A 24218-nucleotide genomic window follows, 5' to 3' on the forward strand; every position below is an offset into this window, starting at 1 on the left:
ATCACCATGTCTGAACAAACCACTACTCCGGAAGTCGACCAGACTCTCGAACTGAACAACGAGATGACTGAGCGTCGCTCCAAGCTGGCCGCCTTGCGCGCCCAGGGCAACCCTTTCCCCAACGACTTCCGTCGTGACAGCCTGTCCGGCGATCTGCACGCCGAGTTTGGCGACAAGAGCGCCGACGAGCTGGTGGCCTTGAATAAACGGGTGAAGATTGCCGGTCGTATCATGACCCGCCGGATCATGGGCAAGGCTTCCTTCGCGACCCTGCAGGACATGGCTGGCAAGATCCAGATCTACGTGACCCGTGACGACCTGCCGGAAGGCTTCTACAACGAGCAGTTCAAGAAGTGGGATCTGGGGGACATAGTCGGCGTGGAAGGGACCCTGTTCCGCACCAACACCGGCGAGCTCTCCGTCCATGTGGGCGAAATCCGCCTGCTGACCAAGGCACTGCGTCCGCTGCCCGAGAAGCACAAAGGCCTGACCGACCAGGAAGCCCGCTGCCGTCAGCGCTACCTGGATCTGATCGCCAACGAAGAGTCCCGCAAGACCTTCATGATCCGCACCCAGGTGGTTGCCGGCATCCGCAAGTTCTTCAACGAGAAGCGCTTCATGGAAGTGGAAACCCCCATGATGCAGGTCATCCCGGGCGGTGCCTCCGCGCGTCCCTTCGTCACCCACCACAATGCGCTGGACATCGACATGTACCTGCGTATCGCCCCCGAGCTCTATCTGAAGCGTCTGGTGGTCGGTGGTTTCGAGCGCGTGTACGAGATCAACCGCAACTTCCGTAACGAAGGGATCTCGGTGCGTCACAACCCCGAGTTCACCATGATCGAGTTCTACATGGCCTATGCCGACTACATCGATCTGATGGACCTGACCGAGGAGCTGCTGCGCACCCTGGCCCAGGACATCCTGGGTGACACCAAGATCCGTTACGCCAAAGAGGGCGAAGAGGGCCTGACCATCGACTTCGGTCAGCCGTTCCAGCGCCTCACCATGGTCGAGTCCATCCTCAAGTTCAACCCGGATGTGACCCAGGACGATCTGGCCACCCTGGAGAGCGCCAAGGCCGTCGCCAAGCGTCTGCACATCGAGCTGATGAAGGGCTGGGAGCTGGGCCACGTGATCACCGCCATCTTCGAAGAGACAGTTGAGCACATGCTGCTGCAACCGACCTTCATCACCGAGTACCCGGCTGCCGTCTCCCCGCTGGCCCGCCGCAACGACAAGAACCCGGACGTGACCGACCGCTTCGAATTCTTCATCGGCGGCCGCGAGCTGGCCAACGGCTTCTCCGAGCTGAACGATGCGGAAGATCAGGCCAAGCGCTTCCAGGATCAGGTGAACCAGAAAGAAGCGGGCGACGACGAAGCCATGTTCTACGACGCCGACTTCGTCACCGCGCTGGAACACGGCCTGCCGCCCACTGCCGGTCAGGGTATTGGTATCGACCGTCTGGTGATGCTGTTCACCAACAGCCACACCATCCGCGACGTCATCCTGTTCCCGGCCCTGCGTCCGCAACAGAAATAAGCGATCGCCTCAGGCCTGGCCTGATGCCCGATGGCACTGAAAACGCCCCGCAACTGCGGGGCGTTTTTTATGACGAAAACCAAAGCCGGCGAACCGGGCACACCCGGCTGGCGACTTATGGGGCGGGCGGCAGCAGCCACTCCCCCTGCCACAGGGTCAGCGCCTGACCCGACATCCACACCCTATCCCCCTGCAACTCGAGCACCAGCTCCCCGCCCCGCGCGGAGATCTGGCGCGCCCGCAACTGCGTCTTGCCGAGGCGCTCGGCCCAGTAGGGCACCAGGGCGCAGTGGTTGGAGCCGGTGACCGGATCCTCCTCCACCCCGACCCAGGGGGCGAAATAGCGGGAGACGAAATCATCGCCTCCCCGGCTGGAGGGCGCCGTCACCATCAGGCCGCGACCGGGCAGGGCCCGCAGGGCGTGGAAGTCCGGCTTGAGCCCCTGCACCTCCTGCTCGCTGCCCAGCACCAGCAGGAACTTGGCGCCGGCGGCCAGGGTCTGCAGCGGCGTGCAGCCGAGGGCCTCGGCATAGGCGGGATCCAATGCCAGCGGAGCAAGGGGGATGCGCGGAAAGTCGAGCCGGATCCACTCCCCCTCGGCGCTGGCCTCCAGCAGGCCGCTGCGGGTCTCGAAGCGCAGCACCTGGGAGCGAACCACAGCACCGGTCTGCCACAGCACATGGGCGGCCGCCAGGGTGCCGTGACCGCAGAGATCCACTTCGACCGTCGGGGTAAACCAGCGCAACCGATAGTGCGCCTCCCCCAGGGGAGTGAGGAAGGCGGTCTCCGACAGGTTGAACTCCGCCGCCATGGCCTGCAGCTCGGCATCGCTGCGCTCCGGCCCCAATACGACTATGGCGGGGTTGCCCCCGAAGGGGTGCTGGCTGAAGGCATTGACATGGAACAGTCTGGACATCGGCAGATCCTGAGAGGCGGAAGGGGACTCAATATATTGCGATTTTTATACCACAGCCGGGGAGCCGCTGAGGCGGATTTCGGCTTTATAAATTCATAAATCGCATAAAGAAGATATTTTTATTCTTTGTTGTTATTCATTGCACCCCTTAATCTGACCAAAAATCAGACCATGGAAGACGTGTGTGATGCAATTGACAGCCCCAATACCCACCATAAGCCCGCTCTCTGACGAGCAGCAGCGCCAGCTGAATCAGGTCTTGTCGACCCTCAATACCCAGCAACTCGCCTGGGTGAGCGGTTATCTCTACGGCCTCTCCCAGTCAGGCGTCCAGAGCGTCGCCACCAGCGCCGTCGTGGCCGCCCCCGGTGGCAGCCTGACCATTCTCTACGGCTCCCAGACCGGCAACGCCAAGGGTGTCGCCAGCGCCATCCAGGCGCAGGCGAAGGCCCACGGCCTGCCGGTGACCCTGACCTCGATGGCGGACTACAAACCCAAGCAGCTCAAGAAAGAGAGCCATCTGCTGGTGATCGTTAGCACTTACGGGGAGGGGGAGCCGCCGGAGAGCGCGGTGGATCTGTTCGAGCAGCTTAAAAAAGGCAAGATAGGCAAACTCGAAGGTCTCAAGTTCGCCGTGTTGGGGCTGGGTGACAGCTCCTACGAATTCTTCTGCCAGACCGGCAAGGACTTCGACGACTTCCTGTCAAAAGCGGGTGCCGAGCGCATTCATGAACTCGCGAGCCTCGACGTGGACTATCAGGACGCGGCCAAGGCCTGGGGCGAGCAGGCAGTCAATGCCGTCGCCGCCACCCTGTCCGCAGGGGCCGCGACCGCCAGCGTAGCCGGCTCGGTGCAGCAAGCCGTCGGCCACAGCCAGTATCACAAGGAGAACCCCTTCCCGGCACGGCTCTCGGTCAATCAGAAGATCACCGGCCGCGACTCCACCAAGGACATCCGCCACATCGAGATCAACCTGGAAGAGTCCGGCATCACTTATCAGCCGGGTGATGCCCTCGGCATCTGGTTCGACAATGACGCCGATCTGGTGGGCGAAGTACTGGCCCTGACCGGCCTCTCCGGCGATGAAACCACCGCACAGGGCCCCTTGCGCGCGGCCCTGACCCGCCACTTCGAGCTGACCCGCTTGCACGGCGGCTTTATCACCGGGTTGGCCGAGATCTCGGACAATGCGGCGCTCAAGGATCTCGCCGGCGACAAGGCCCATGTCAACGCCCTGGTGGCCAGCGCCCAGGTGGTGGATGTGCTCAAGCGCTTCCCCTCCTCCCTGAGCGCGGATCAGCTTGTCAAACTGCTGCGCCCGCTGACCCCGCGCCTCTACTCCATCGCCTCCGCCCAGAGCGAGGTGGAGGAAGAGGTACACCTGACAGTCGGCGTGGTGCGCTACCGCCAGGAAGATGGCACAGTGCGATCTGGTGGCGCCTCCTCCTATCTGGCGGACCGCCTGGCCGAGGAGGCCGAGGTGCGGGTGTTCGTGGAGTACAACGACAACTTCCGCCTGCCGGCCAATCCCGATACCCCCGTCATCATGGTGGGTCCGGGCACCGGCATTGCCCCCTTCCGCGCCTTTATGCAGGAGCGTGAGGCACAAGGGGCCGAGGGCAAGAACTGGCTCATCTTCGGCAACCCTCACTTCACCCAGGACTTCCTCTATCAGGTGGAGTGGCAGCGTTATGTGAAATCCGGCCTGCTGTCGAAGATATCCCTGGCCTTCAGCCGGGATCAGGCCAACAAGATCTATGTGCAGGACCGCCTGCGCGAGGCAGGCCTTGAGCTCTACCAGTGGCTGGAAGCAGGTGCTCACTTCTATGTGTGCGGCGACGCCAACCACATGGCGAAGGATGTGCAGGAGGCCCTGCTGGATGTGATCAGCGATCATGGCCACAAGAGCCGTGAAGAAGCAGAAGAGTATTTGAGCGAATTGCGTCGTGCCAAACGTTATCAAAGGGATGTCTACTGATGAGCAAGCAACCAATCTCGAAACAAGCAGCAGGACCGGTTGAAGGGCCACTGTCCGACAACGAGCGCCTCAAGCGCGAGAGCAATTTCCTGCGCGGCACCATAGAGCAGGATCTGCAAGATCCCCTCACCGGTGGCTTCAACGGCGACAACTTCCAGCTGATCCGCTTCCACGGCATGTATCAGCAGGATGACAGAGACATCCGCCCCGAGCGCACCGCCCAGAAGCTGGAGCCCCTGCACAACGTCATGCTGCGCGCCCGCTTACCCGGCGGCATCATCACCCCGGCCCAGTGGCAGGTGATCGACAAGTTCGCCGAGGAGCACAGCCTCTACGGCAGCATCCGCCTGACCACCCGCCAGACCTTCCAGTTCCACGGGGTGCTCAAGCGCGACATCAAGCTGATGCACCAGACCCTCAACAGCACGGGCATAGATTCCATCGCCACCGCCGGCGACGTAAACCGCAACGTGCTCTGCACCAGCAACCCGGTGGAGTCCGAGCTGCACCAGGAGGCCTACGAGTGGGCCAAGAAGATCTCCGAGCACCTGCTGCCCAAGACCCGCGCCTACGTGGAGATCTGGCTGGATGGCGAGAAGCTGGGGGGTGACGAGGAGCCGATCCTGGGTTCCAACTACCTGCCGCGCAAATTCAAGACCACAGTGGTGATCCCGCCCCACAACGACGTGGACATCCACGCCAACGATCTCAACTTCGTGGCCATCGCAGATGGCGGCAAGCTGGTGGGCTTCAACGTGCTAGTGGGCGGGGGTCTGGCCATGACCCACGGCGACACCAGCACCTACCCGCGCAAGGCGAGCGATTTCGGCTTCATCCCGCTCTCCCACGTGCTGGAAGTGGCGGCCGCCGTGGTCAGTACCCAGCGTGACTGGGGCAACAGGGTCAACCGCAAGAACGCCAAGACCAAGTACACCCTCGAGCGGGTCGGCGTCCCGGCCTTCAAGGCCGAGGTGGAGAGCCGCGCCGGCATCAAATTTGGCGAGGTGCGCCCCTATGAGTTCACCAGCCGTGGGGATCGCTTCGGTTGGGTGGAGGGGATAGATGGCAAGCACCACCTCACCCTCTTCATCGAGAACGGCCGCCTGCTGGACTTCCCGGGCAAGCCCCTCAAGACCGGCATGCTGGAGATCGCCAAGATCCACCAGGGGGATTTCCGTCTCACCGCCAACCAGAACCTCATCATCGCGGGTGTCCCTGCCAGCGAGAAGGCGCGCATCGAAGCCCTGGCGCGCCAGTATGGCCTGCTGGACGACGGCGTGAGCGAGCAACGCAAGCAGTCCATGGCCTGCGTGGCCCTGCCCACCTGCCCGCTGGCGATGGCCGAGGCCGAGCGCATGCTGCCGGCCTTTGTCACCGACATCGAAGGTCTGCTGGCCAAACACGCGCTGGCGGATGACTCCATCATCTTCCGGGTCACCGGCTGCCCCAACGGCTGCGGCCGCGCCATGCTGGCGGAAGTGGGTCTGGTGGGCAAGGCCCCCGGCCGCTACAACCTGCACCTGGGGGGCAACCTGGAGGGGACCCGCATTCCCCGCCTCTATCAGGAGAACATCACGGAGCCGCAGATCCTGGCCGAGCTCGATGCCCTGATCGGCCGCTGGGCCAAGGAGCGCGACGGGAACGAGTGCTTCGGCGACTTCGTGATCCGCGCAGGGGTGGTGGCCCCCGTCATCGACTCCGCGAGGGACTTCTATGCAGCCTGAACTGACGGATAGCGGGCGGCTGACACTGACCGCCGATGGCAGGCTCGACCTCGACGCCCTGCTGGCCCTGGGCCGGGAGGAGCAGAGCGAGGCGCTGGCCCCCCTCAACCGGGAGCTGGACGCCATGAGCGCCTCCGAGCGGGTGCGCTGGGCGCTGGCGAATCTGCCGGGGGAACATGTGCTGTCGTCGAGCTTCGGCATCCAGGCGGCGCTGATGCTGCACCTGGTGAGCCGCGAGCGGGCCGATGTGCCCGTAGTGCTGACCGATACCGGCTATCTCTTCCCCGAGACCTACCGCTTTATCGATGAGTTGACCGAGCGGCTCAGCCTCAACCTGAAGATCTACCGGGCCGAACTCAGCCCGGCCTGGCAGGAGGCCCGCTTCGGCCTCTTGTGGGAGCAGGGGGTGGAGGGGATCACCCGCTACAACCAGCTCAACAAGGTGGAGCCCATGGACCGCGCCCTGAGCGAGCTCGGCGCCCGCACCTGGTTCTCCGGTCTGCGCCGGGAGCAGGCGGGCAGCCGCGGCAAGCTGCCGGTGCTGGCCATACAGCGCGGCCGATTCAAGTTCCTGCCGGTGATCGACTGGAGCAACAAGGACGTCTTCTACTACTTCAAGGAGCACGATCTGCCCTACCACCCCCTGTGGGAGCAGGGCTACCTCTCGGTAGGCGATGTGCACACCACCACCAAGTGGGAGCCGGGCATGAGCGAGGAGCAGACTCGCTTCTTCGGCCTCAAGCGCGAGTGCGGCCTGCACGAGGAGAGCGGCGAGCACGACGGATCCGGCATCTGATCCCGGGTACAAGCGGCTGACCATAAAAAAACGCCCGGCAATGGCCGGGCGTTTTGCTTGCTGACATCCATGGACTGGGCCGCGCCGAGGGGGCCTTAGCCCGCAGAGTTGCCTTGCGCTGCGGCGCGCGCCTGGGTCAGCCAGTCATTGACCAGGGCCTCGTGTCCCTTGAGCCAGGCATCGGCGTGGCGTTCCACATCCGCCGGCTTGTTCTGTCCCTTGTTCATCAGGCCGTTCTGGATGTTGATGTCGTTCAACGGCAGCTTGACGATGGCAAACAGCTTGGCCGCCGCCGGGTTGGCATCGGTGAAGGCCTTGTTGGCGACTATGTGCATGGTGTTGACGGCAAAACCGTAGTTCTTGCCGTTGGGCAGCCGGGTCTTGTCCCCATCAGGAGCATCGGCGGGCACCTCCAGCCACACCACGTCCTTGCCCGGCACCAGCTCGCTGCTCAGCCAGTAAGGGGTCCAGGTGTAGTAGAGCACCGGCTTGCCGGCCTGGTATCGGGCCAGGGTATCGGCGATCAGCGCAGCGTAGTTGCCCTGCTTGTGGGTGACTGTCGGGGTCAGGCCGAACTCGTCCAGATGATGGTTGATGGCCCCTTCGCAGCCCCAGCCCGGGTTGCAGCCCACCAGATCGGCCTTGCCGTCCCCATCGCCGTCAAACAGCGCCGCCAGCTTGGGATCCTTGAGCTGACCCAGGTTGGTGATGCCGTATTGGGCCGCTGTCTTCTTGTCGATAAGATAGCCCTGGGCGGCGCCGGCCACATAGGTGCCCTGACGGAAGAACACCTTGTCCCCCCCCGCCTGTTCGTACTTGTTGTCCTGCAGCGGTATCCAGTTGAAGGCGAGGAAGGTGCCATCCCCCTGCGCCACCGAGGCGTAGGCCACGTTGTAATCCACCTCCTGGGCGGGCTGGACCTCGTAGCCGAGGCGACCCATCAGCTTGCTGACCAGCAGGCTCTGGAAGGCCTCCTCCGGCAAGGAGCTCTGCAGGGGCTGCACCTTGACCCCCTCCCCCGGCAGCGCTGTATTGGCCATGGCGAGGGAACTCAGCAGCAGGGCGCTCAGGGTCAATCCTTTGGTGATCTGTTTCATGCATTTACTCCTTTGTAATCGAGGGATTTGCCGCGGCCGCACAGGCGCAGCAGCAGGGCGACGGGGCCGCGCTGATACCAGCGGCCGACCCGGCTGCGGTCCGGCTGCCCCATCGCCTGGGTCAGTCGGTCGAGGACGATGGCCAGCAGCACTATGCCGAGGCCGCCGATGGAGGCGAGCCCCATGTCGAGGCGGCCTATGCCGCGCAGCACCATCTGCCCCAGGCCGCCGACCGCAATCATGGAGGCGATCACCACCATGGAGAGCGCCAGCATCAGGGTCTGGTTGACCCCGGCCATGATGGTGGGCATGGCGAGCGGCAGCTGTACCTTGAACAGCAGCTGGGAGGGGCTGGCACCGAACGAGTGGGCCGCCTCCACCAGATCGGCGGGCACCTGGCGGATCCCCAGCATGGTGAGGCGGATCATGGGGGGCAGGGCGAAGATGACGGTCACCACCACCCCGGGCACATTGCCTATGCCAAACAGCATGACGATGGGGATGAGATAGACGAAGGCCGGGGTGGTCTGCATGGCATCCAGCAGAGGCCGGGTCCAGGTGGAGAGCCGCTCGCTGCGGGCCAGCAAAATGCCGACCGGCAAGCCTATCAGCACGCAGAAGAAGAGGGAGGTCAGCACCAGGGACAGGGTCACCATGGCATCGGACCAGGCACCGATAAGGCCGATCCCAACAAGAGACGCGAGCGTGCCGAGCGCCATGCGGCCGCCCACCAGTTGCCAGGCGATCAGGGTCAAGAGCCCCATCATCAGGGTGGAGGGCACAGTCTGCAGCAACTGGGTCATGGCCCCCAGGGCCAGCTCCACAGGGGCGCGGATCAGCTGGAACACAGGCCGCAGGTTCTCCACCAGCCAGCCGATGCCCCCCTCGACCCAGGTATCCAGCGGCACCAGGGCCTGCTGGAAGGGATCCAGCCAGTCGACGGCGGCACTGTTATCGACGACTGCGATCTGGCTCTGCCAGTCTGCCGCCTCTGTGGCCGTACTGCCCCAGGGATCCTCGGCTGTGGTGGTGGTCGCAGCGCCCCAGGGATCGGCCTGTGCCTCGTCGGCCCAGGCGGGAGCGCTCGTCAATAGCAACAGCGCCAGCAAGCCGGTCAGCAGACGGTTCAAGAGGTTGAGATTCATACCGGGGTACTCCTGTCCAGGGTGTTGAGCAGATTGGCCTTGGAGATGAGTCCCAGATAGGTGCCATCCTCCTCGACCACGGGCACCTGGCAGGGTGCGGCGGCCACCTGGCTAATGAGTTCGTTGAGGGCGGTGTCGGCCAGGATGGGCTGGATGTCCGCCAGCAGCGCCTGCTCCAGGCTCCCCTTGTCACGGACCGCCTGACCGAGCGACTCGACCGAGACGACCCCGAGGAAGCGGCGGCTGCGATCCACCACATAGCCGTACTCCCGCTCTAGCTCCTTGAGCTGGCGCAGAGCATTGCCCGGCCCGTCCGTGGTGTGTTTCTTGATAAGCGGCATCTGCTTGCGGCTGGCCACATCCCGGGCGCTGAAGACATTGGCGAGATCCACCCCGCGAAAGAAGGCGCGCACATAGTCGTTGGCGGGCTGGTTCAGGATCTCGTCGGGGGTGCCCACCTGCACCAGCTGGCCGTCCTGCATGATGGCGATGCGATCGCCGATGCGCATCGCCTCGTCCAGATCGTGGGAGATGAAGACTATGGTGCGCTGCTGGCTCGCCTGCAGCTTGAGCAGCTCGTCCTGCATCTCGGTACGGATCAGGGGATCCAGCGCCGAGAAGGCCTCGTCCATCAGCAGAATGTCCGGGTCGTTGGCCAGCGCCCGGGCCAGGCCGACCCGCTGCTTCATGCCGCCGGAGAGAGCGTCGGGGAAGGCGTCGATCCACTGTCCCAACCCCACCTGATGGAGCGCCTGACGGGCACTCTGCTGGCGCTCCGCCAGCGGCACCCCGGCCAGCTCCAGGCCGAAGGCGGTGTTTTCCAGCACGCTCAGGTGGGGCATCAGGGCGAAGGATTGAAACACCATGCTGATCTTCTTGCGGCGCACCTGGCGCAGTTCGCGCTCCGAGATGGCGGCTATGTCCTCGCCATCGATCAGCACCTGGCCACGGGTCGGCTCGATCAGCCGGTTGAAGAGACGCACCAGGGTAGATTTGCCCGAGCCGGAGAGGCCCATCACCACGAAGATCTCCCCCTCGTGGATGGCCAGATTGACATCCTGGACCCCCAGGGTCTGCCCGGTCTTTTGCAGTATGCTGGCGCGGTCGTGCCCTTTCGCCAGCAATTTGAACGCTTTTTCCGGATGTTCTCCGAAGATTTTATAGAGCGATTTCACTTCGAGTTTGACTGTCATACTGTCCTTTTTCTATGGCCGGCATATTGCTGTTCCTGCTGCCGAACGCGCACCAACTACTTTCAACACTAAACAATTAAACCAAATAACAAAAGAACCATAAGAGTCCACAAAAACAAGTCACGACATAAATAACTGATTTTTATAACTTATTTAAGGAAACAAAAATTCAACAGATGACCGAAGTTGATCGGAAAAATATGATATAGCTGCATAAATAGTCCGTTTATTATCCATATCATGAGTAGAATCAAGGGGGTGAGGAGCATAAATGAGGGTCCTCCCCCGGACTGAGGCCCCATTTCATCAAGACCCACAAAACAATTACAACATTAATCATATTTAATCCCTATGAAGGGGAGGCATTAAGGGGAGGATTGAGCGGGAAAGGAGCCTGTGCGGAGCGCGGCGGCGAAGTCGCAAAAAAAGCCCCTCGCAGTGGAGGGGCCTTGCTGACGGGAGGGATTAGCGTCGCTGCCAGGTTTCGAAGCAGTAAGGATGAGGGTTCTTCTCGTCGGGCTGATGGGGATCGCTCTCGGTGCGCACCCAGTCCCCCTCATCGAAGGCGGGGAAGCGGGTATCCCCTGCCACCGCCAGATCGATGCGTGTCAGATAGAGCCTGTCGGCCCGGGGCAGCAGCTGGCCATAGAGATGACCCCCCCCTATCACCATCAGCTCATCCACTTTCTCGCCCCTTGCCAGCAAGGCGAGCGCGGCCTCGACCGAATCGACCACCTCCACCCCTTCTGCGCAATAGTCAGGGTTGCGGCTGATCACCAGGTTGCGCCGCCCGGGCAGCGGGCGACCTATGGACTCGAAGGTCTTGCGCCCCATCAGCACCGGCTTGCCGAGCGTCACCCGCTTGAAGTGGGCCAGATCGGCGGGCAGATGCCAGGGCATCTGGTTGTCCAGGCCAATCACGCGATCGTGCGCCATGGCGGCAATCATGGAAATGTGCATGGGTTCAGCCTCTTGCAGCCTGTCTCAGACAATGGGCCGGTTACGGTACACGACCAGAGAGGGGATCGCCAAACCGAAACTGAGGGCCCCCACGATAAAGAGCACCTTGAGGCCGTTGGTCACAGCGTGATGGATAAGCTCCGTGGTCACCCCGGAGATGTTGAGCTCCACCACGGCAATCATGGTCTTGAACGCATAGACACCCGGGATCATGGGAATGATGGAGGCAACGCTGAACACGGGACGCGGTGCCAGCAGGCGCTTCGACCAGTAGACGCAGACAAAGCCCACCGTAGTAGACGCCGCCAGGGTGGCCCACTCTATGGGCATGCCGTAATGAATGAGCAGGGTGCGCAGGCTGTGGGCCAGGGCGCCTCCCATGGCGCAATACTTCAGCATCCTAGGCGGCACGTTGAACAGCATGGCGAAGCCTACCGCCGGGATGGCCGACCAGAACGCATCCCTGGCGAGCAGCAAGAGCAGTTCCATCATGGCCGCGTCCCTCCCGCCAAGACCACCAGACGAGGCCCTGGCCCAACACTCACACTAATGGCACCGAAACGGCGCGCTATTGTCCCGCTTCGAGCGCGGATAGCGTCATTGCATCTCATATGGAGTTCCACCACAGTTTCCAGCCCCAGATCCCGGTGACCGACATGGCCAGCACTATGCCGATGACGGCGCTGATGGTGAGCAGGGTCGCCATGCCCCAGCGGGCCAGCCCCAGGTTGAAGTAGCCCTTCACCATGTCGGAGACCGCATTGATGAGCGGGAAACCCGGCACCAGCAGCAAGACGCTGGCCGCCATGGCGAGATAGGGTTGGTCTCCCCACTGGAAGTAGGTGGCACAGGAGGCGATCAGGGTGGCGACGAAGCCGGTCGCGGCGAAGTTGATGAGCGGACTGTGATGATGGCGAGCCATCAGCTGGCGCACTCGCATCGCCACCGCAGCGGCGATGAAGGTCACCAGGAAGATGGGCCAGTCGCCGCCGAACAGCAGGCTGAAGGCGCCGCAGGAGAGCCCCACCATGGGCACCACCAGCCAGGGGTGATAATGGAATGGCACTATGCCGTCGAGCCGCTGGCGCACCTCCCGCACACCGATCAGCTCCTTCTCCGCCAGGATGCAGATGCGCTGGACCTCGCACACCACCTGCATGTTGATCCCCTGATCCCGCACCCGGCGGGTGGTGGTGACGCAACTCCCCTGATAGAGGCTGGTGAGCACTATGGCGCTGGCGGAGATGGCCATCTCGACGCTCTCCAGCCCCAGCGCCAACCCGAGCCGGACCGTGGTCTGCTCTATGATGCGCCCCTCGGCACCATGCTGGGCCAGCAACTGACCCACCTTGACGATGATCCGGGTGATCTCTGTCTGTTGCTCCCGCGACAGCACCCTTCTTGGTGTGATACTTCTCATAATCCCTTAGAGTCGTAGCAAGATGAAATGTGCCGAGATATTACCTCAAGCGTTATATTCCTTCATCCATATCTGCGGATTTAGCGGGCCGCCATGTTATTAAATGAGTGTGCAATGTGAATTTGCAGCAAATAAAAAACAAACCACCCTGTTTATTAACATTGGGTGGTTTGCGCTGAAGAAAATATTGAAAATAGCGGAGCAGGGTGGCGACCAATAAATTATTTATTCCTCGGATGATCCGCCAGGACTATCACATTGTCTGGCGGCAGCCTCTCTTCGGCTTGCACCAGAGACTCCTCCTGCAACTGAATGATGTGGCGGCGCATGGCATACACGGAGTCGTGCATCATGTTGGCAATCCGGATGCAGCTGTCGAGGTTGTTCCTGGCCAGACGGCGCTGGCAATCGATGCGAAACTGCAGGCCCCGCAACCGCCGCTGCCGATCCGGCCCCACCTGCGCTATCAAGGCCTCTATCTGCTGGTGCAACAAGGCATCGAGCCGCTCCGGCTCGGCCAGGGCCCAGTGTTTGAGCGTATCAAAATCTGGCAGCTCCATATCCCCTCCTGGCCAGACTCCTCCCACATCCAAGTGCGACCACGCCCGGCACATCATTTCGCTGTCCATAGGAAGGTTATATAAGATGGTGAGGATTTTGGGTCTGCCGGCTCCGAGTCACAGGAGTCCGCTTTTTCATCCAGTGGGCGGATATTGGGCGAGAGGAAAGATTAATTCTTTAGGATTCATGAAATTATAGTGATGCCCCATGCGTCACTTTTTTTATAAATTTTAAAGGCTTTTATGGCTCTTCTTATTCCCTATTCATCGATAGCGAATAGATCTGCTTTTCGTTCGACTCTCAATTTAGACCTTGCCATGTCGCACCCAAGCCGATGGTTTAACATATCTCACTGATTATGTTATTTTATTTACCACTTTTTCCAATGACCAAGGGTTGAGCATGAGCAAGGCAAGAATCGGTATAGTCACCGTCAGCGATCGCGCCAGCGCGGGCATCTATGAAGATCTCTCCGGCAAGGCCATCATCGACACCCTTGACGCCTATCTGACCTCGGAGTGGGAACCCGTCTATCAGGTGATCCCGGATGAGCAGGATCAGATTGAGGCGACCCTGGTTCGGCTGGCGGATGTAGAGTCATGCTGCCTCATCGTCACCACGGGCGGCACAGGGCCGGCCAAGCGGGATGTGACACCGGAAGCCACCGAAGCCGTGTGCGATCGCATGATGCCGGGCTTTGGCGAGCTGATGCGGGCCGAATCCCTCAAGTTCGTACCCACCGCCATTTTGTCACGCCAGACCGCAGGCCTGCGCGGCAGCGCCCTCATCGTCAACCTGCCGGGCAAGCCCAAGTCCATCCGCGAGTGCCTGGATGCGGTCTTCCCTGCCATTCCCTACTGCATAGACCTGATGGACGGGCCCTATCTCGAGTGCGATGAAGCCGTCATCAAGCCATTCCGCCCCAAGAAATAGCTAAATGGACGGGGGATGTTAAGCCCCCGTCCCTCTCTTATTTACGGCCGTACACCTTGACCCCCGCCTTGCTCCCTTCCGAATTGCCATAAACCTCGATCCGCTTGATGCAGACCCGGCTGCCGAGGGACTTCCAGCCGGACTCCTGATCCTCTTTCAGGCTCTTGTCAAAGTGCAGTGTCTTGCTGCGGTCATTGCCGTAGATCACCTTGACCCTGTCCAGGGTCAGCTCCCGCTCCGCCTTGACCATGATGGACTTGGCCGGACGACAGATGATGACGGGAATGATGGCAGCATGGTCGCCCACCCCCAGCAGCATGGTCTTGCCCAGCCGAAATTCATCATCGGCCATGGCCGGGGGCACAACCCCGCCGAGCAGCGCCATCGGCACCAGGATGCGCAAGGCGCGAGTGAAGGGGGATGAGAGATGAAGAGAAAACAGAGCTGACATTATGCCTCCTGAAAAAAAGGGGCATGATAAGGGTCCATAGCCAAACCCAAGCTGTACTGGAGCTGTACCAGTGGGCAAGGCAATAGCCAGACGAGGCTCATACCGATGATGGCAACTCACACCCGGGACCTGTGATGACGGGGACTCAGGCCCCCGTCATCACCTCTGGGGAGACTAGTTGCCCCACATGGTCATCAGCTGGGATTCCATGGCCTCTTCCGGCTCATCCGGCAGCGCGGTGAAGAAATCGAGCCCGGTCTGCTCCTCCACCGCATCCACAGTCACTATGTAGTCCGCAAGCCGGCTGGCCGACACGTTCTCCTGGGGCAGGATGAAGGCGATGGCTTCCTGATTGGCTACATCCATCACCACCCGGTAATAGGCGTGGGGCACAGTCACGCCGTTGCCGATGGCGCCATCGGAGTTGGTGAAGATGGGGCCCGTGATCACCTGGACATTCTCATAGGCGATGGCCCACTGCCGGGTCTTCTCTTCCAGGATGCGCCAGGCCCCCTGATTGAGAGCCGGCAACTGTGGCGTCATGTTGGTCAGCAGGAAGCTCTGCTTCATGGTGGTGGCGCTGGTACGCATGTCCGCCGCGGGCGCCTGATGGCCGCGATCAAAGCCCGAGCCCTTGTAGTCCGCCAGGGTGGCGCGGTACTGCACCGGCACCTCCTTGTCTTCGGCGAAGGCATCCTTGCGCGGCACCTGCCCCTGGGCGCTGGCCGCCGTCATCCGGTAAGAGACCCAGTCAGAGACCTTGGTGTCGTAGTTGTAACCGGCGGCATAGCCGTCCCGGCACAACAGCTGACTGGATTGACCCGGTACCCCGAGCTTGATGTGATCCTTGCACTGGAAGCTCGCGGCCAGGGTCGGGAAAGCGGTGAGAGTGAATCCGATAGCCAGAACTAATTTATTGATATTATTCATTATTATGCCACTCCTTGTGTTAGGCGGAGTGATTTGACACCAGGTCGGATGAGCAAGGCAATCGCACAAATAGCGAGCAGTGCGGAAATGTGAGGGGGGCGGCAGATCGGTGAAATCCCTGTCGCCAGCTGGGGGATTGCCATCCCGTTCTCGCTGTGACAGGAACGGCACTTTGACTTGGTTATCAGATAGATAGGCAGACAAAAAGCGGAGCCACCGGCTCCGCCACTCTCCTCATTCTGCTCAGCTCTTCACCTCAGGCCTGGGGGTATCGGGCCGGGACGGCGGCAGTATGGGCAGCACTATCTGCGGCTGCTCCCCGGTCAGGCTCTCGAGGTAGGCGGTCATGTCGTCGGCCTCCTGCTCGCTCAGGCGCTGGCCGAGCTGGATGTCCGCCATGATCTGCACCGCCTCCTTGAGATCCCAGACGGCGCCGTCGTGGAAGTAGGGGTAGGTCAGTTCTATGTTGCGCAGGGTGGGCACCTTGAACCAGCCGATGAGCTGCGGCTCGCCGGTCACGGCGCCGCGCCCCTGGGCCGGGTTGTCGGTCTGGTAGTGCTTGACCAGCCCCATCTTCTGGAAGGAGTTGCCACCTATGGCGACCCCGTTGTGGCAGGCGGTGCAGCCCTTCTCCTTGAACAGCTGATAGCCCTTCAGTTGCTGCGCCGTCAGCGCCTTGCCGTCCCCCTTCAGCCAGCGATCGAAGGGGGCATTGGGGGTGATCAGGGTCTCCTCGAAGGCGGCGATGGCATCGGTGACTTCATCTATGCCAAAGTCCGCCTTGCCGTAGACGGCATCGAAGCGGGCACGGTACTCGGGCAGGGTATGCAGGGTGCCCACCGCCAGCTTGTGGGTGAAGGCCATCTCCAGCGGGTTCTCGATGGGCCCGGCCGCCTGCTCCTTCAGATCCTTGGCGCGACCATCCCAGAACTGCACGAAGTTGAGGCTGGAGTTGAGCACGGTCGGGGAGTTGATCGGCCCCTCCTTCCACTTGTGGCCGAGGGAGCTGACCTGATTGTCCACCCCGCCGGTTGCCAGGTTGTGGCAGGAGTTGCAGGAGATGGCATTGGATTTTGACAGTCTGGGCTCGAAGAACAGCATCTTGCCCAGCTCGACTTTCGCCGGGTCTTTCACCTTGGCGGCTTCGACCGCTTGTATCGGCTCACTCGCCCACCCCATCCCGGGCAAGGCCAGTGCCAGCAGCAGACAATATTTATTCATCTTTTTTCTCTCCCTTGAGTCTGCGAACAATCGCAGCCTCAGCCTGCCCGGGAAAGGTTGTCTTTTATTTGCCCAAGATCAATATAGGTTACAAAAAACCACAATAAAAACAATGAATTAATTTATTTCAGACGGAATAATGGCGGGGACTTGCGAGGTAAAAACAAGCTGAATTTCGATGAGTGAATTATGAGCTAATTCATCAGCAACGACAGCCCATTAATTAGATTGCTGTCATTGAATAAAGCGATTATTCAATATGCAGTGGCGACCGCCCGTTAATTAGATCCATTTAATATGCATCATAAATATGAGCCGTTGTCGCCACCAATAATAAATAAGCCGGTCTGAACCGCTGTTCCCCTTATTTCAGACGATGCCATTTGTTATTCCGTCACTTGATCAAGGAGGCGAATGGTTGTGCTTTTCAATCAAGATAAGGATATATGATGAAAAAGTCCCTGCTGGCCGGCGCCCTGCTGCTCTGCCCCACTGCCTTCGCCGCTACTGTGCACTGGGAATACAGTGGTGAGGCCGGCCCGGCGAAATGGGCAAGGCTGACCCCGGAGTTTGGCCAGTGCGCCGGCAGCAACCAGTCGCCGGTCAACCTCACGGCTCTGGTGGAGGCCGAGCTGGCGCCGCTGCAGTTCCACTATCTGCCAGGTGGCAAGACGCTGGTCAACAACGGCCACACGGTACAGGTCAACTATGCCCCCGGCAGCACGCTGCAACTCGACGGCATGGCCTTCGAGCTCAAGCAGTTCCACTTCCACGCTCCCAGCGAGAACCTCATCGTGGGCAAGTCCTACCCCCTGGAGGGGCACCTGGTCCACGCCAACGACAAGGGGGAGCTGGCGGTGGTGGCGGTGATGTTCGAGCCGGGCCGCGCCAACCCGGCCCTGAGCCAGGCCTGGCAGGCGCTGCCAGCCAAGGCGGGGGAAACTCGTGCCCTCAAGGTGCCGCTCTCGGCAGAGCCACTGCTGCCCGCCCAGCGCGACTACTACCGCTTCAGCGGCTCCCTGACCACGCCGCCCTGCTCGGAAGGGGTGCGCTGGCTGGTGATGAAGGAGCCGGTGCAGGCCAGCCAGGCCCAGATAGACGCCTTCAAGGCGGTGATGCACCACCCCAACAACAGACCCGTCCAGCCCCTCAACGGACGCCAGGTGCTGCAATAAGGTTGTAAGTAACCGCTTTGCACGATAGAAAGAGGGCCAACAGGCCCTCTTTTGCATTCACCGCGAGTCGTTAGAGGCTGGCGGCGATCTTTGCCCCCAGGGCGGCGTTGTTCAGCACCAGCTGGATGTTCGCCGCCAGGGAGTTGCCACCGGTCAGCTCGCACACCCGCGCCAGCAGGAAGGGGGTGGATGCCTTGCCCTTGACGCCCTGCTCGTCCGCTTCCTGCAGCGCCTGCGCGATGGCCGCGTCTATGTCGGCCTTGGGCATGGCAAACTTGGTCGGGATCGGGTTGGTGACCACGGCGCCGCCGGCCAGCCCCAGCTCCCACTTGAGGCGCAGCGCCTCGGCAATGGCCGCCGGGGTGTCGAGGCGGTAATCCACCTTGAAGCCACTCTCGCGGGTGTAGAAGGCGGGCAGCTCCTCGGTCTGGTAGCCGATGACCGGCACCCCCTGGGTTTCCAGATATTCCAGGGTCAGGCCGATGTCGAGTATGGACTTGGCACCGGCGCAGACCACGGCCACCGGGGTCTGGGCGAACTCCTGCAGATCTGCCGAGATGTCGAAGGTCTCCTGGGCGCCGCGGTGCACGCCGCCGATGCCGCCGGTGGCGAACACCCGGATCCCCGCCATGGCGGCGATGATCATGGTGGAGGCGACAGTGGTCGCGCCCAGCCCCTTGTTCGCCAGCACGAAGGGGATGTCCCGGCGGCTGCACTTGGTGGCGGCGTGACCGGCCTTGCCCAGCGCCTCCAGCGCCCCCGCATCCAGACCCACCTTGAGGCGGCCATCCAGAATGGCGATGGTGGCCGGCACGGCGCCGTTGTCGCGCACCACCTGCTCTACCTGGCGCGCCGTCTCCACGTTCTGCGGATAGGGCATGCCGTGGGAGATGATGGTGGACTCCAGGGCTACGACGGGTTTGCCGGCGGCCAGGGCCGCAGCGACTTCAGGTTGGATATCGAGGTAAGCGTTCAACATGGGTACTCCTCCAGCATGCGTTCAACGGCGGCCTTGGATAGGCCGGAAAATACGGTATCGGAACAATTGACGGTGAGGGCGGCGCAGCCGAGAGCGAAACGGGTCGTCTCCATGATGCCCTGCTCCTGCAACCAGGCGTGGGCCAGCCCTGCCATGAAGGCATCGCCGCCGCCGGTCACGTTGACGACAGGGCTGCCGAGCACAGGCAGATGGCCCTGGCACTCCCCGTCGCTATAGAAAATCCCCTGATCCCCGAGGCTCAGGAACAGCCGCTGCACCCCGGCGCGGTGGAACCAGGCCGCCGCCATGGGCCAGGTGTCCGGCCCGGCTATGGTGAAGCCACACAGCTGCTCCGCCTCGGTGCGGTTCGGCTTGAGGGTGTGGATGCGGTGCAGCCAGGGGCGGATCTTCTCCACCTTGGCCACAGAGACGGTGTCGACGAAGATGATGTGCTCGCCCTGACGCTCGAACAGCCAGTCCAGGGTGTGGGTGGCGAGATTGGTGTCGAGCACCCAGAGCCGGGCCGCGCCAAGGAAACCGGTGAGCGGGGTCAGCCGGGCCGGGGTGAGTTCGTCGATGATGCCCATGTCGTTGACGGCGCAGCTCATCTCGCCGCTGCCATCGTGCAGGCTGAGGTAGCAGGAGGTCGCCTGCCCCTCCAGCACCAGCACCTGGCGCACGTCGACCCCGGCGCGCTGGCTCACCTCCAGCAGGTGGTGGCCGTATTGATCGTTGCCCACGGCGGTCAGCAGCCGGGTGTCGGTGCCGAGCCGCGCCAGGTTCTCGGCGATATTGCGCCCCACCCCGCCGGCGGAGGTGCGCACCCGGCCCGGGTTGGAGTCGCCGATGCGCAGGTTGTCGTGGCTGCAGCCGCAGATATCCATGTTGGCGCCGCCGATCACCACGGCGTAGGGCCCTTCCCGCAGCACATAGCCGCGCCCCTGCACATAGCCCTGGCGCATCAGGCTGGAGATGTGACTCGCCAGCGCCGAGCGGCTGATACCCAGCCTGTCTGCCAGCTCCTGCTGGGCAATCATGGGATCCTGGCGCAGCAGGGCGAGGATCTCTTGTTCACGTTCCGTCATAGACAAACATCCAGTTACAAACGTTTGTCTATTATTTCCGAAAAACGTTTTCCCGCTATCCTCTCGTGCAAGAAATGTCGGGTCAGCCACAAAAAATCACCGGGCAAGCCCGGTGATCCTTCATGAGATATGTGCGGCGCACTCAGCCCAGCCGCGCGACACTCAGGGCCGGATAGTCCAGACAGCGACCGTCCATCAGGGCATAGCGCTGCTTGTAATGTCGGGTCAGCAACAAGAACATCACCGGGCAAGTCCGGTGATCCTCAATGGCATATGTGCAGCCCGTTCAGCCCAGTTGTACCCAGACAGCGCCCTCATCCAGTCGCACCGGCCAGCAGGCGACACTCAGGGCGGGATCATCCAGACAGCGGCCATCCATCAGGGCGTAGCGCTGCTTGTAGAGGGGGGAGGCAACCACGGGTTCGCCCCCGGCATCCCCCACCAGGCCGCGCCCCAGCACGGCCACGCCGACCAGAGGGTCCACCCCGTCCAGGGCATAGACCCGCCCCCCGAGGCGAAACAGCGCCAGCACCCGCCCCTCCAGCCAGGCGCTGCGCCCCCCCTGCTCCGGCAGGGCTGACAGCTCGCACACCCTATGCCACTGCCCATGCTCGGGGTGCGCTGTGCCTTCCTTGAAATCCTTCATACCACCTCCTTGATACTGATCGCCGGCACCCATTGCCCCCGCTCCTCACGGCGCGGCGGTGTCTCGTCCTCGGGCCGGTTGACGAAGGCCTCGAACAGCTTGAGCTTGTCCGGGTCCGCCAATGTGCTCTTCCACTCGCACTGCCAGGTGCCGACTATCTCCCCCATCATGGCCTCCAGCTCGGCGCCGATGCCGAGCCTGTCCTCGATGATCACCGACTTGAGGTAGTCGAGCCCCCCCTCCATGTTCTCCATCCAGACCGAGGTGCGCTGCAGCCGATCCCCGGTGCGCACGTAGAACATCAGCAGCCGGTCTATGTAGCGGATCAGGGTCTGCTCGTCGAGGTCGGTGGCGAACAGGTCGGCGTGGCGCGGCCGCATGCCGCCGTTGCCGCACACATAGAGGTTCCAGCCCCGCTCGGTGGCGATGACGCCTATGTCCTTGCTCTGGGCCTCGGCGCACTCCCGGGTGCAGCCGGAGACCGCAAACTTCAGCTTGTGGGGGGCCCGCAGCCCCTTGTAGCGGTGCTCCAGGGTCTGGGTCAGGGTCATGGAGTCCTGCACCCCGTAGCGACACCAGGTGGAGCCGACACAAGACTTCACGGTGCGCACCGACTTGCCGTAGGCCTGGCCTGTCTCGAAGCCCGCCGCCACCAGCTCGCCCCAGATGGCGGGCAGCTGGTCGACCCGGGCACCGAAGAGATCGATTCGCTGGCCGCCGGTGATCTTGGTGTAGAGGCCGTACTTGCGCGCCACCTCCCCTATGGTGATGAGGCCGTCCGGGGTGATCTCCCCACCCGGGATGCGCGGCACTACTGAGTAGGTGCCGTCCTTTTGCAGGTTGGCAAGGAAGGCGTCGTTGGTGTCCTGCAGGGTGCGGTGTGGCTTCTCCAGCACATGCTCGTTCCAGAGGGACGCCAGTATGGAGGCGACCGTCGGCTTGCAGATGTCGCAGCCCAGACCCTGGCCATGCTTGTCTCGCAGCGCCTCGAAGCTCTTCAGCTCGCCGATCCGGGCCAGGTGATAGAGCTCCTGGCGGCTGTAGGCGAAGTGCTCGCACAGCCCCTTGTCCGCCTCCACCCCGAGGTCTGCCAGGGTCTGATCCACTACCTGCTTGAGCAGGTTGCCGCAGCCGCCGCAACCGGTGCCCGCCCTGGTGCAGCTCTTGACTGCCCCCAGCTCGTGATTGCCCGCCCGAACGGCGGCCACCACCTCCCCCTTGCTGACGTTGTGGCAGGAGCAGAGGATGGCGCTGTCCGGCAGCACCAGGGGCGCGGGGGCAGCCCCCACCTCCCCCACCAGCAGGGAGAGGGGCGGCTGGGGCAGCGCCACCCCGTTCTGGTAGTACTGCAGCAGCCGCTCATAATCGGCGCCATCCCCCACCAGGATGGCGCCGAGCAGGCGATTGCCCTCACCGTCTGTCACCAGCTTCTTGTAGACGCCGTTGACCCTGTCCAGCAGCAGCAGCTCCTGGGCGCCGGCGGTGCTGGCGTGAGCGTCGCCGATGGAGCCCACGTCCACCCCCATCAGCTTGAGCTTGGTGGACATATCGGCCCCAAGGAAGCGGCTCTCGCCGCCGCACAGGCTGGCCACGGCGGCCCGCGCCATCTGGTAGCCGGGGGCCACCAGGCCGAAGATGCGCCCCTGCCAGAGCGCGCACTCGCCGATGGCGAGGATGGCGGGATCCGAGCTGTGGCAGCCGTCGTCGATGCAGATGCCGCCGCGCTCCCCGACCGCCAGCCCTGATTGCCGGGCCAGGGCGTCGGCGGGGCGTATGCCCGCCGAGAACAGCAGGACATCGGTCTCAAGATGAGAGCCGTCCTTGAAGCACAGGCGGTGACGGGCCTGCTCCCCCTGCTCTATGCACTCGGTGGCCTTCTCCACCAGCACCTCGACCCCGAGGGCCTGAATTTTGTCTCGCAGCACGGCGCCGCCGCTCTCGTCGAGCTGCACCGGCATCAGCCTGGGGGCAAACTCCACCACCTGGGTCTTGAGCCCGAGCAGGCGCAGGGCGTTGGCCGCCTCCAGCCCCAGCAGGCCGCCACCTATGACCACGCCGCTGCGGGCCTGGGCGCAGGCATCGCGGATGGCGGCAAGATCCCCCAGGGTGCGGTAGACGAAGCAGCCCTCCCGCTGATGGCCGGGGATGGGGGGCACGAAGGGCACAGAGCCGGTCGCCAGCACCAGACGGTCGTAAGGGAACTGCTCGCCGTTGGCGAGCGTCAGGGTGCGGGCAGCTCTGTCGAGCACCTCCACCTCGGCCCCCAGCCGCAGCGCAATGCCGCTCTCTTCATACCAGGCGGGATCCGCCATGCGCAGCGCCTCCGGGGCCTTGCCGCCGAATACCTCGGAGAGGTGCACCCTGTCGTAGGCGGAGTCCGGCTCGGCCCCGAATACGGTCACCTCGAAGCGCGCCAGCCCGCCGGCCGCCACCAGCTGCTCGATAAAGTGGTGACCCACCATGCCATTGCCCACCACCAGCAGGCGCTGCTTACCGGCCTTTTCGGGGGATCCGGCGCTCTGGCGATCGTTAAGATCCATGCCGTCGCCTACCACCCACAGTTGCTCTTTGTCAGCCATATCTCTCTTCCTTGAATCCGTTGGGGCTCAGGCACGCAGCTTGCTGCGCACTTTCTCAGCCGCCTTGAGGGGGGTCACCTTGCGCTGCTTCTCGTAGAGGAAGCGCAGCACCTGCTGGCGCAGCTTGTGGTAGTGGGGGTCGTCCGCCAGGGCGACCCTGTCCCTCGGCCTTGGCAGGTCCACGGTCAGGATCTCCCCGACGGTGGCACTGGGGCCGTTGGTCATCATGCAGATGCGATCGGAGAGCAGCACCGCCTCGTCCACGTCGTGGGTGATCATGATGACGGTGTTGCCAAGCTCAGCCTGGATCGCCATCAGGGCATCCTGCAGATGGGCCCGGGTCAGGGCATCGAGGGCGCCGAACGGCTCGTCCATCAGCAGCACCTTGGGGGAGAGCGACAGCGCCCGGGCGATACCGACCCGCTGTTTCATGCCCCCCGACAGCTCGTGGGGCATCTTCCGGCTGGCGTGGTCCATCTGCACCAGGGAGAGGTAGTAGTCCACCCGCTCCGAAGCCGCCCGCCGGTTCGGCTCCACCTGGCCCACCGCCAGCGCCACGTTCTGCTGGACGCTGAGCCAGGGCAGCAGGGCATGGTTCTGGAACACCATGGCCCGCTCGGGCCCGGGGCCCGCCACCTCGCGGCCATCGAGTATGATGCCGCCGAGGGTCGGCTCCAGCAGTCCGGCCACCAGGTTGAGCACTGTGCTCTTGCCGCAGCCCGAGTGGCCTATGAGGGAAACGAACTCCCCCTTCTCGATGCGCAGGTTGACCCGGCTGAGGGCCTCGAAGCTGCCCTGCTCCGTCTCGAACGAGATCCCGACGTCGCTTATTTCCAGATAACTCTTCATTGGCTCTTCTCCTGCCTGAATAGGAATGTGATTAA

Annotated in this window: 22 protein-coding genes; 6 read left to right on the top strand and 16 right to left on the bottom strand. The window is 62.8% G+C overall.

What is annotated here, in order from left to right; genetic code table 11:
- The first annotated feature begins 6 nt into the window (after window positions 1-6).
- Window positions 7-1545: a lysine--tRNA ligase gene (gene lysS / locus Aeroheme_RS16100; RefSeq protein WP_106887662.1), complete on the top strand. Its 1539-nt coding sequence runs from the start codon at window positions 7-9 to the stop codon at window positions 1543-1545.
- A gap of 115 nt (window positions 1546-1660) precedes the next feature.
- Here the strand turns inward: lysS and Aeroheme_RS16105 are convergent, their stop codons facing one another.
- Entirely contained in the window at window positions 1661-2461 is an 801-nt protein-coding gene (locus Aeroheme_RS16105; RefSeq protein WP_411166190.1) for a PhzF family phenazine biosynthesis protein, read from the bottom strand.
- Between the two features lie 187 nt (window positions 2462-2648).
- On the opposite strand from Aeroheme_RS16105, the gene Aeroheme_RS16110 reads away from it, so the two are divergent.
- Genes Aeroheme_RS16110 through Aeroheme_RS16120 form a run of 3 tightly spaced genes read left to right on the top strand, consistent with a single transcriptional unit; the run spans window position 2649 to window position 6959 of the window.
- Window positions 2649-4439, top strand: coding sequence for an assimilatory sulfite reductase (NADPH) flavoprotein subunit (locus Aeroheme_RS16110; protein WP_411167254.1), 1791 nt, complete (start codon window positions 2649-2651; stop codon window positions 4437-4439).
- The gene (gene cysI / locus Aeroheme_RS16115; protein WP_411166191.1) at window positions 4439-6163 is read left to right on the top strand and encodes an assimilatory sulfite reductase (NADPH) hemoprotein subunit; all 1725 of its coding nucleotides are present in this window, start codon (window positions 4439-4441) and stop codon (window positions 6161-6163) included. Before Aeroheme_RS16110 ends, cysI begins: the two co-directional genes overlap by 1 nt.
- The gene (locus Aeroheme_RS16120; protein WP_411166192.1) at window positions 6153-6959 is read left to right on the top strand and encodes a phosphoadenylyl-sulfate reductase; all 807 of its coding nucleotides are present in this window, start codon (window positions 6153-6155) and stop codon (window positions 6957-6959) included. Before cysI ends, Aeroheme_RS16120 begins: the two co-directional genes overlap by 11 nt.
- A gap of 95 nt (window positions 6960-7054) precedes the next feature.
- On the opposite strand, the gene proX is transcribed toward Aeroheme_RS16120, so the two are convergent.
- The 7 genes from proX to Aeroheme_RS16155 form a co-directional block, all read right to left on the bottom strand.
- The gene (gene proX / locus Aeroheme_RS16125) at window positions 7055-8056 is read right to left on the bottom strand and encodes a glycine betaine/L-proline ABC transporter substrate-binding protein ProX (protein WP_411166193.1); all 1002 of its coding nucleotides are present in this window, start codon (window positions 8054-8056) and stop codon (window positions 7055-7057) included.
- Window positions 8053-9201 carry a glycine betaine/L-proline ABC transporter permease ProW gene (gene proW, locus Aeroheme_RS16130; protein ID WP_395948882.1) on the bottom strand — a complete coding sequence of 383 codons (1149 nt, stop codon included), beginning with the start codon at window positions 9199-9201 and terminating at the stop codon, window positions 8053-8055. Before proW ends, proX begins: the two co-directional genes overlap by 4 nt.
- Entirely contained in the window at window positions 9198-10394 is a 1197-nt protein-coding gene (gene proV / locus Aeroheme_RS16135; protein WP_139746091.1) for a glycine betaine/L-proline ABC transporter ATP-binding protein ProV, read from the bottom strand. The genes proW and proV overlap by 4 nt, the downstream gene beginning before the upstream one ends.
- A 465-nt stretch (window positions 10395-10859) precedes the next feature.
- On the bottom strand, window positions 10860-11354 hold the full coding sequence (gene folA, locus Aeroheme_RS16140; RefSeq protein WP_290069910.1) for a type 3 dihydrofolate reductase: 495 nt from the start codon (window positions 11352-11354) through the stop codon (window positions 10860-10862).
- A gap of 24 nt (window positions 11355-11378) precedes the next feature.
- Window positions 11379-11846 carry a threonine/serine exporter family protein gene (locus tag Aeroheme_RS16145; RefSeq protein WP_106887671.1) on the bottom strand — a complete coding sequence of 156 codons (468 nt, stop codon included), beginning with the start codon at window positions 11844-11846 and terminating at the stop codon, window positions 11379-11381.
- Between the two features lie 115 nt (window positions 11847-11961).
- On the bottom strand, window positions 11962-12774 hold the full coding sequence (locus Aeroheme_RS16150) for a threonine/serine exporter family protein (RefSeq protein ID WP_106887672.1): 813 nt from the start codon (window positions 12772-12774) through the stop codon (window positions 11962-11964).
- A gap of 221 nt (window positions 12775-12995) precedes the next feature.
- Window positions 12996-13334, bottom strand: coding sequence for a DUF3135 domain-containing protein (locus Aeroheme_RS16155; protein WP_171275580.1), 339 nt, complete (start codon window positions 13332-13334; stop codon window positions 12996-12998).
- 403 nt (window positions 13335-13737) lie between these two features.
- Between Aeroheme_RS16155 and mog the strand changes: the two genes are divergently transcribed.
- Window positions 13738-14268, top strand: a complete 531-nt coding sequence (gene mog, locus Aeroheme_RS16160) for a molybdopterin adenylyltransferase (protein ID WP_234690600.1) — start codon at window positions 13738-13740, stop codon at window positions 14266-14268.
- Between the two features lie 37 nt (window positions 14269-14305).
- Here mog and Aeroheme_RS16165 read toward each other — a convergent pair whose 3' ends face one another.
- The 3 genes from Aeroheme_RS16165 to Aeroheme_RS16175 form a co-directional block, all read right to left on the bottom strand.
- The gene (locus Aeroheme_RS16165; RefSeq protein ID WP_411167255.1) at window positions 14306-14653 is read right to left on the bottom strand and encodes a DUF2541 domain-containing protein; all 348 of its coding nucleotides are present in this window, start codon (window positions 14651-14653) and stop codon (window positions 14306-14308) included.
- Window positions 14654-14893: 240 nt separating this feature from the next.
- Complete coding sequence (locus tag Aeroheme_RS16170) at window positions 14894-15649, bottom strand: DNA/RNA non-specific endonuclease (RefSeq protein ID WP_411166194.1); 756 nt, start codon at window positions 15647-15649, stop codon at window positions 14894-14896.
- 243 nt (window positions 15650-15892) lie between these two features.
- Window positions 15893-16870 carry a cytochrome-c peroxidase gene (locus Aeroheme_RS16175; RefSeq protein WP_168234491.1) on the bottom strand — a complete coding sequence of 326 codons (978 nt, stop codon included), beginning with the start codon at window positions 16868-16870 and terminating at the stop codon, window positions 15893-15895.
- A 449-nt stretch (window positions 16871-17319) separates the two neighbouring features.
- Between Aeroheme_RS16175 and Aeroheme_RS16180 the strand changes: the two genes are divergently transcribed.
- Window positions 17320-18045, top strand: a complete 726-nt coding sequence (locus Aeroheme_RS16180; protein WP_411166195.1) for a carbonic anhydrase — start codon at window positions 17320-17322, stop codon at window positions 18043-18045.
- A 70-nt stretch (window positions 18046-18115) separates the two neighbouring features.
- Here the strand turns inward: Aeroheme_RS16180 and Aeroheme_RS16185 are convergent, their stop codons facing one another.
- The 5 genes from Aeroheme_RS16185 to Aeroheme_RS16205 all read right to left on the bottom strand — a co-directional run bounded on the left by Aeroheme_RS16185 (window position 18116) and on the right by Aeroheme_RS16205 (window position 24183).
- A complete protein-coding gene (locus tag Aeroheme_RS16185) occupies window positions 18116-19024 on the bottom strand; it encodes a pseudouridine-5'-phosphate glycosidase (protein WP_411166196.1) in 909 nt (302 codons plus the stop codon).
- On the bottom strand, window positions 19018-20109 hold the full coding sequence (locus Aeroheme_RS16190; protein ID WP_411166197.1) for a PfkB family carbohydrate kinase: 1092 nt from the start codon (window positions 20107-20109) through the stop codon (window positions 19018-19020). Before Aeroheme_RS16190 ends, Aeroheme_RS16185 begins: the two co-directional genes overlap by 7 nt.
- A 286-nt stretch (window positions 20110-20395) precedes the next feature.
- Window positions 20396-20755: a nitrite reductase small subunit NirD gene (gene nirD / locus Aeroheme_RS16195; protein WP_163147047.1), complete on the bottom strand. Its 360-nt coding sequence runs from the start codon at window positions 20753-20755 to the stop codon at window positions 20396-20398.
- On the bottom strand, window positions 20752-23295 hold the full coding sequence (gene nirB / locus Aeroheme_RS16200; protein WP_411167256.1) for a nitrite reductase large subunit NirB: 2544 nt from the start codon (window positions 23293-23295) through the stop codon (window positions 20752-20754). Before nirB ends, nirD begins: the two co-directional genes overlap by 4 nt.
- 66 nt (window positions 23296-23361) lie before the next feature.
- A complete protein-coding gene (locus tag Aeroheme_RS16205) occupies window positions 23362-24183 on the bottom strand; it encodes an ABC transporter ATP-binding protein (protein ID WP_139745503.1) in 822 nt (273 codons plus the stop codon).
- Window positions 24184-24218 lie beyond the last annotated feature (35 nt).

Source organism: Aeromonas sp. DSM 116730 (assembly GCF_046581335.1).
Lineage (GTDB): Bacteria > Pseudomonadota > Gammaproteobacteria > Enterobacterales > Aeromonadaceae > Aeromonas > Aeromonas rivipollensis.

Excerpts from the sequence above, each read along its gene's own strand:
- lysS (WP_106887662.1), top strand. The coding sequence starts at position 7 with ATGTCTGAACAAACCACTACTCCGGAAGTCGACCAGACTCTCGAACTG.
- Aeroheme_RS16105 (WP_411166190.1), bottom strand. The coding sequence starts at position 2,461 with ATGTCCAGACTGTTCCATGTCAATGCCTTCAGCCAGCACCCCTTCGGG.
- Aeroheme_RS16110 (WP_411167254.1), top strand. The coding sequence starts at position 2,649 with ATGCAATTGACAGCCCCAATACCCACCATAAGCCCGCTCTCTGACGAG.
- cysI (WP_411166191.1), top strand. The coding sequence starts at position 4,439 with ATGAGCAAGCAACCAATCTCGAAACAAGCAGCAGGACCGGTTGAAGGG.
- Aeroheme_RS16120 (WP_411166192.1), top strand. The coding sequence starts at position 6,153 with ATGCAGCCTGAACTGACGGATAGCGGGCGGCTGACACTGACCGCCGAT.
- proX (WP_411166193.1), bottom strand. The coding sequence starts at position 8,056 with ATGAAACAGATCACCAAAGGATTGACCCTGAGCGCCCTGCTGCTGAGT.
- proW (WP_395948882.1), bottom strand. The coding sequence starts at position 9,201 with ATGAATCTCAACCTCTTGAACCGTCTGCTGACCGGCTTGCTGGCGCTG.
- proV (WP_139746091.1), bottom strand. The coding sequence starts at position 10,394 with ATGACAGTCAAACTCGAAGTGAAATCGCTCTATAAAATCTTCGGAGAA.
- folA (WP_290069910.1), bottom strand. The coding sequence starts at position 11,354 with ATGCACATTTCCATGATTGCCGCCATGGCGCACGATCGCGTGATTGGC.
- Aeroheme_RS16145 (WP_106887671.1), bottom strand. The coding sequence starts at position 11,846 with ATGATGGAACTGCTCTTGCTGCTCGCCAGGGATGCGTTCTGGTCGGCC.
- Aeroheme_RS16150 (WP_106887672.1), bottom strand. The coding sequence starts at position 12,774 with ATGAGAAGTATCACACCAAGAAGGGTGCTGTCGCGGGAGCAACAGACA.
- Aeroheme_RS16155 (WP_171275580.1), bottom strand. The coding sequence starts at position 13,334 with ATGGAGCTGCCAGATTTTGATACGCTCAAACACTGGGCCCTGGCCGAG.
- mog (WP_234690600.1), top strand. The coding sequence starts at position 13,738 with ATGAGCAAGGCAAGAATCGGTATAGTCACCGTCAGCGATCGCGCCAGC.
- Aeroheme_RS16165 (WP_411167255.1), bottom strand. The coding sequence starts at position 14,653 with ATGGCGCTGCTCGGCGGGGTTGTGCCCCCGGCCATGGCCGATGATGAA.
- Aeroheme_RS16170 (WP_411166194.1), bottom strand. The coding sequence starts at position 15,649 with ATGAATAATATCAATAAATTAGTTCTGGCTATCGGATTCACTCTCACC.
- Aeroheme_RS16175 (WP_168234491.1), bottom strand. The coding sequence starts at position 16,870 with ATGAATAAATATTGTCTGCTGCTGGCACTGGCCTTGCCCGGGATGGGG.
- Aeroheme_RS16180 (WP_411166195.1), top strand. The coding sequence starts at position 17,320 with ATGAAAAAGTCCCTGCTGGCCGGCGCCCTGCTGCTCTGCCCCACTGCC.
- Aeroheme_RS16185 (WP_411166196.1), bottom strand. The coding sequence starts at position 19,024 with ATGTTGAACGCTTACCTCGATATCCAACCTGAAGTCGCTGCGGCCCTG.
- Aeroheme_RS16190 (WP_411166197.1), bottom strand. The coding sequence starts at position 20,109 with ATGACGGAACGTGAACAAGAGATCCTCGCCCTGCTGCGCCAGGATCCC.
- nirD (WP_163147047.1), bottom strand. The coding sequence starts at position 20,755 with ATGAAGGATTTCAAGGAAGGCACAGCGCACCCCGAGCATGGGCAGTGG.
- nirB (WP_411167256.1), bottom strand. The coding sequence starts at position 23,295 with ATGGATCTTAACGATCGCCAGAGCGCCGGATCCCCCGAAAAGGCCGGT.
- Aeroheme_RS16205 (WP_139745503.1), bottom strand. The coding sequence starts at position 24,183 with ATGAAGAGTTATCTGGAAATAAGCGACGTCGGGATCTCGTTCGAGACG.